This is a genomic window from Streptomyces sp. SID3212 (genome assembly GCF_009865405.1).
Classification (GTDB): Bacteria; Actinomycetota; Actinomycetes; order Streptomycetales; family Streptomycetaceae; genus Streptomyces.
The window spans coordinates 1-5,693 of the sequence record NZ_WWJY01000049.1 but is presented as its reverse complement, the minus strand read 5'-3'; the positions used below and the strand labels follow the sequence as shown (position 1 = coordinate 5,693).

3 protein-coding genes and 1 pseudogene are annotated in these 5,693 nt (G+C 73.0%); 2 read left to right on the top strand and 2 right to left on the bottom strand.

All coding sequences use genetic code 11. The features are described 5' to 3' along the window. The first annotated feature begins 262 nt into the window (after positions 1-262). Complete coding sequence (locus GT042_RS02000; RefSeq protein ID WP_237530393.1) at positions 263-1,534, top strand: molybdopterin-dependent oxidoreductase; 1,272 nt, start codon at positions 263-265, stop codon at positions 1,532-1,534. Beyond that, on the top strand, positions 1,522-2,064 hold the full coding sequence (locus tag GT042_RS01995) for a DUF4153 domain-containing protein (RefSeq protein ID WP_202532233.1): 543 nt from the start codon (positions 1,522-1,524) through the stop codon (positions 2,062-2,064). Before GT042_RS02000 ends, GT042_RS01995 begins: the two co-directional genes overlap by 13 nt. A gap of 37 nt (positions 2,065-2,101) precedes the next feature. Here the strand turns inward: GT042_RS01995 and GT042_RS01990 are convergent, their stop codons facing one another. Beyond that, positions 2,102-5,230: a glycoside hydrolase family 38 C-terminal domain-containing protein gene (locus tag GT042_RS01990; RefSeq protein ID WP_161306963.1), complete on the bottom strand. Its 3,129-nt coding sequence runs from the start codon at positions 5,228-5,230 to the stop codon at positions 2,102-2,104. Beyond that, positions 5,223-5,693, bottom strand: a pseudogene (locus GT042_RS38610) (hypothetical protein); the annotation flags it as partial. The gene GT042_RS01990 and the pseudogene GT042_RS38610, both read right to left, overlap by 8 nt.

Here is a 5,693-nt window from a genome sequence, read left to right as displayed (position 1 = left end):
GCCCCGGGTCCGGCGTGGCGGTCGGGTGGGGCTTCGCGTCGCGTGGGAGGCGCGGGGTGCGGGTCGGGGTGGGGAAGCGGGGTCACGCCCGTCACGTTAGGGCCGTGGCCGGGCGGATCGGGGTGAGCGGCGGGTCGCGTCACCGATCCGTCAGATCTCCGGCGTGAGCCTCACACGTCTCTCTCGGGCTTCTTTCCGGCGTCAGCCTTTTGTCATGAGTCGCAACCGGGCCCGGCGCTCCCCGCCCCCTACGGTCGCTGCCATGGACGTCCCTCTGCCGTCGTGGCGCAGCCCCCTGCGCGGGCCGTGGCTGACCTCGGTCCTCGCCGTGGTCCTGCTGGCCGGCATCCCCGTGCTGTGGGTCACCGGCCTGCTCTCCTACGCCGCGTACAACCCGGATCTCGCCCCGGTCAACGACAAGACACCGGACAAGGGGCTGCTCGGTTTCTACCTCTTCCCCTGGCCGACCGACCCGTACTGGCTGTACCGCGTCACGCAGGGCGTCCATGTGACGCTCGGGATCGTGCTGGTGCCGGTGGTGCTCGCCAAGCTCTGGTCGGTCGCGCCCAAGCTGTTCGTCCTGCCGCCGGTACGGTCGGTGGGCCACGCGCTGGACCGGCTGTCGCTGCTCCTGCTGGTCGGGGGCGGGCTGTTCACGTTCGCCACGGGGGTCCTCAACATCCAGTTGGAGTACGTCTTCCCGGGGTCGTTCTATCCGCTGCACTTCTACGGGTCCTGGGTGTTCTTCGGCGCGTTCCTCGCGCACGCGGTCCTCCGGCTGCCGCGTGCGGTACGGGCGCTGCGCGGCCACGGGCTGCGCGCGGAGCTGCGGACCCCGGCGTCCCGTACGGCACCGGAGCCGCCCGATCCGGAAAGCGGCCTGGTCTCCCGCGACCCGGCGCCACCGACCGTCTCGCGGCGGGGTGCGCTGGGTCTGGTGGGCCTGGGCTCGCTGGCCCTGTTCGTGGTGACGGCGGGGCAGAGCATCGGGGGTTCGGTGCGCGGTACGGCGCTGCTCGCCCCGCACGGGCGCGATCCGGGCCCGGGGCCCAACGGCTTCCAGATCAACAAGACCGCCGAGTCGGTGCGGTTGAGGGCGCGGGACATCGGTGAGGACTGGCGTCTCGTCGTACGCGGCGGTGGCCGCACGGCGGTGTTCACCCGGGCACAACTGGAGGGGCTTCCCCAGCACCGCTCGTCGTTGCCGATCGCGTGTGTCGAGGGGTGGTCGACGTCCGACCAGCGGTGGGAGGGGGTACGGCTGGTGGATCTCGCGGCCCTGGTCGGCCTGGACCACCGCCCGCCGGGTGTCTTCGTGGAGTCGGCGCAGCCGCACGGTTCGTTCCGCTCGGCGGCGCTGCGGGACAACCAGGTGCGCGACAGCCGCTCGCTGCTCGCGCTGCGGGTCAACGGGGCGCGGCTGTCCGTGGACCACGGCTATCCGGCGCGGATCATCGTGCCGGGGGCGCCGGGTGTGATGAACACCAAGTGGGTCACGCGGCTGACCTTCGGGGAGGCGGCGTGGCAGGCGTGAGGAGGCCGGTACGGGAGGCGGCCTCGGCGGCCGGGGCGCGCTTCCGGCGGGTGTACGGCGAGTCGCCGCTCCACCTGGTCGTCCTGCTGACGTCGTTCGTCATCTGCTGTTACGCGGGGGTGCTGCTGTTCGACAGGGACGACTGGGGCGGGATCCTGATCTGGTTCGTGGGCGCGGCCGTGCTCCACGATCTGGTGCTGGCGCCGCTGTACGCGTTCCTCGACCGCGTGGTGCGTTCCGCGCTGCGGCGGCGGCCGTCCCTGCCCCGTACGGCGGTCAACTACGTGCGCGTCCCGGCCGCCGTGTCGCTGCTGTTGCTGTTGGTGTACTGGCCGTTGGTGACGCGGGCCTCGCCGTCCTACGAGGCGGCGACCCGGCTGGACATCGGGGTGTTCCTGGGGCGTTGGCTGCTGATCACGGCGGCGCTGTTCGTGGCGTCGGCGCTCTGGCTGGGGTGGCGGACGTGGTACGGCCGGCGGGCGCGGGCACGGGTCCGGGTCCGGCAGGGCCCGCCCCGCCGGACCGGGTGATCCTCAACTGCGGTGCGTGGGAGGGGCGGTGGGCCGCTCAGTCGTGTGCCCGGTGGTCGGGGCGGAGCCGTACGGTACGGATCTCGAAGGAGCGGAGCCGCAGCGGCACCGCCGTGTCCTCGGCGGCGAGGGTCAGTTCGCGCTCGGGGTGTTCCAGCAGGTCGCAGCAGAAGGCCCCGGCCAGGGGGAAGGCCGCCGAGAGCGTGGCGCGCGCCGCGCCGCCGACCGCTTCGTAGAGGCGGACGACCACATCGCCACTGCGGTCGTCCGCGAGCTTGACCGACTCGACGACAACGTCGGGGTTGTCGACGGCGAGGATCGGCGCGGAGCCCGAAGTGGCGGGCCGCAGGGGCAGGTTGAGGGCGTAGCCGCCCGCCATGGCCTCCTCGATTCCGGCGCCCGCGAGCAGGGCGTAGCCGAAGGAGTGCCTGCCCCGGTCGGCCTGCGGGTCGGGGCTGTGCGGGGCGCGCAGCAGCGAGAGCCGTACGGTGGTGGTCGTACCGCCGTCCTGCCGGGTCTCGCGGCCGAGGTCGTGGCCGTACGTGGAGTCGTTGAGGAGCGCCGCGCCCCAGTGCCGCTCGCCGACGTGCACCCAGCGGTGGGCCCACAGTTCGAAGCGGGCCGCGTCCCAGCTGGTGTTCTCGTGGGTGGGCCGCTGGACATGGCCGAACTGGATCTCGGCGCTCTCCTGTTCCGCGTGGACGTCCAGTGGCCAGGCCGCTTTGAGGACGGCGTCGCGCTCCTGCCAGTCGATGTCCGTACGGACCGTCAGCTGCCTGCTCTCGGCGCCCAGTTCGAGGTGCTGCACGATCCGGGAGTCGCCGAAGGCGCGCTCGACGCGCACGGAGGCGAGCAGCGGGCCGCTCTCGGCGAGGACCACGGACTCGGCGTCGGTGAGGTCGCGCACGGTGTCCCGGTAGAAGTGGTCGATGTTCCAGGCGCTCCACAGGTTGGGGTCGTCGGGGTGCAGTTGGAGCAGGTTGCCCGCCGCGCCCGGGGCGATGGCCTCGCGCCGGGCGGTGTGGTCGTACACCGACCTGACCAGGCCGTCGTGGTCGATGCGTACCCGCACCAGGCCGTTGTCCAGGACGATTCCGTCCGGTGCGGTCCTGGCGGTGACCGGGGCCGTGGGGGCGGTGACCGTGGGTCCGGCGCCGAGGGCGGGTGTGTCGGCGAACACCGCGCGCCGCCCGTCGGACAACCGCTGCGTACCGGGGACCTCCGGCAGTCCAGGATCCCCGGCGGGCAGGACGACCACCTCGCGCCGGGCGAACGGGCCGGCGTTCAGGAGCAGTTGTTCTCCCGTGGCGGTGAGCGCCCCGGCCGCCTCCGCGATGATCTCCTCCAACTCCTCGCGCACCGCGCCGTACACCTGCTCGGCCTGCTGGTGCACCCAGGCGATGGAGGAGCCGGGGAGGATGTCGTGGAACTGGTTGAGCAGGACGCGCTTCCACAGGGAGTCGAGCCGGTCGTACGGATACTCCGCGCCGGACCGCACGGTGGCGGTCGCGGCCCACAACTCCGCCTCGCGCAGCAGCGATTCACTGCGGCGGTTGCCGCGCTTGGTACGGGCCTGGCTGGTGTACGTGCCCCGGTGGTTCTCCAGGTACAGCTCGCCCCGCCACACCGGGAGGTCACCGTACTCCGCGTACTCGGCGCGTGCGGCGGCGAAGAACGCGCCGGGCGCGGTGATCTCCACCTTCGGGGAGCCTTCGAGGTCGCGGAGCCTGCGGGCCTTCTCCAGCATCGAGCGTGTGGGACCGCCGCCGCCGTCCCCGAAGCCGAACGGGGCGAGGGAGCGGGTGGCCGCGCCCTTGTCCGTGAAGTTCGCCTCGGCGTGGTGGAGTTCGCCCGCCGTCAGTTCGGCGTTGTACGTGTCGATCGGCGGGAAGTGGGTGAAGATCCGGGTGCCGTCGATGCCCTCCCAGTCGAAGGTGTGGTGCGGCAGCCGGTTGGTCTCGTTCCAGGAGAGCTTCTGGGTCAGGAACCACTTCGCCCCGGCGAGCTTCGCGAGCTGCGGGTAGGCGGCGGTGTAGCCGAAGGAGTCCGGCAGCCAGACGCCGTCCTGCTCGACGCCGAACTCCTCGGCGAAGAAGCGCCGTCCGTGGATTAGTTGGCGGGCGAGGGCCTCGCCGCCCGGCAGGTTGCCGTCGGCCTCGACCCACATGCCGCCCACCGGGACCCAGTTGCCGGCCGCGGCGGCCTTCTGGATCCGGCCGAAGATCTCGGGGCGCCGCTCCTTGATCCAGGCGTACTGCTGCGCCGAGGAGCAGGCGAAGACCAGTTCGGGGTACTCCTGGGCCAGGGTCGTCATGTTGGTGAAGGTGCGGGCGCACTTGCGCATGGTCTCGCGCACGGGCCAGAGCCACGCGGAGTCGATGTGCGCGTGGCCGACGACGGCGATCGTGTGCGCGGAGGCGTGGGCGGGGCGGGCGAGCACGTCGGCGAGGTGGTCGCGGCCGGCCTGCGCGGTGCCGGCGACGTCGCGTGGATCGACGGCCCCGACCGCGCGGTTGAGGGCGCGCAGGATCTCGTGGCGCCGCGAGGAGTCCTCGGACAGCTCGCGCATCAGCTCGTCGAGCACCTCGACGTCGTGGATCAACTGCCAGACAGCCTCTTCCCGTACGGCGATCTCGGCGGTCCGCAGCACGTAGAGGTGCTCGTCGCCCGCGGTCTCCCGCGAGCCGAAGTGGGTGCCGTGGCCCCGGCTGCCGACGATGTTCGGGTTGGCGGCCAGCTCGACCAGGAGGCTCACGGGGTCGCCGCCGGTGGCGGAGGCGGCCAGCAGGACACTGCGGCTGTACGGGTGCAGCCCCTGGAGCGGGGAGCCGTGCCGGTCGTGCACCAGCCCCTCGGCCTGGCCGCCGGGTCCGCGCGTCAGGTCGAAGCCCAGGTCGAAGACGGCCTCGACGCGGCGGCCCGTCCAGGCGGCGGGGATCTCGGCGGTGGCCCGCAGCCAGGTGGTGGACCAGGGGCCGCCCCAGCTGTCGCCGAGCCGCAGGGGGCGGTACGGCGCGGCCAGCGCCTCGGCGACCGGCACCGGCTCCCCGGGCACCTCCCAGGCGTCGAGGGTGAGGTCCCGGGCGTCGCTGTAGAGGGCGGGTCGCAGGCTCCTCTCCAGGAACGCGGTCACCCGTGCCTCGATGACGCGGCGGTCGTCATGCACGGTTGGACTCCTCCGGCTCCTCCGGCTCCTCCGGTGCGGGCAGCCGTACGGTGTCGCGGATCCCGTCGGGCCAGGACACGACGGCGGTGGCGACGGGCCCTTCGAACCGGCCGGTGACGTCCGGGACGTCCCGCGGGTCCGGCGCGGCGCCCCCCAGGTGGACGGCGGCGGCATAGAGGACACCGGACTCGACGGACCCGCCGGTCCACAGCACAGGCGTGGCGGAACGGGCCCCGAAGGCGTTGCTGTCGACGGAACGATGCGTGGCGGCGAGGTCGAACCCGCTCAGCCCGAGAACACCGGAGACGAGCCCGTCGACACCGACGACGGTCGCGGTCGGCCGGTCGGGGCTTTCCGGCCCGTCCGGCGTCTCGTCCCCGCCACGCGCTTCCACGCCACTCGGCGCCCCGGGGCCGGCCGCCTGCTCACGACCGGCCGGCGTCTCGAGCCCGTCCGGCGATTG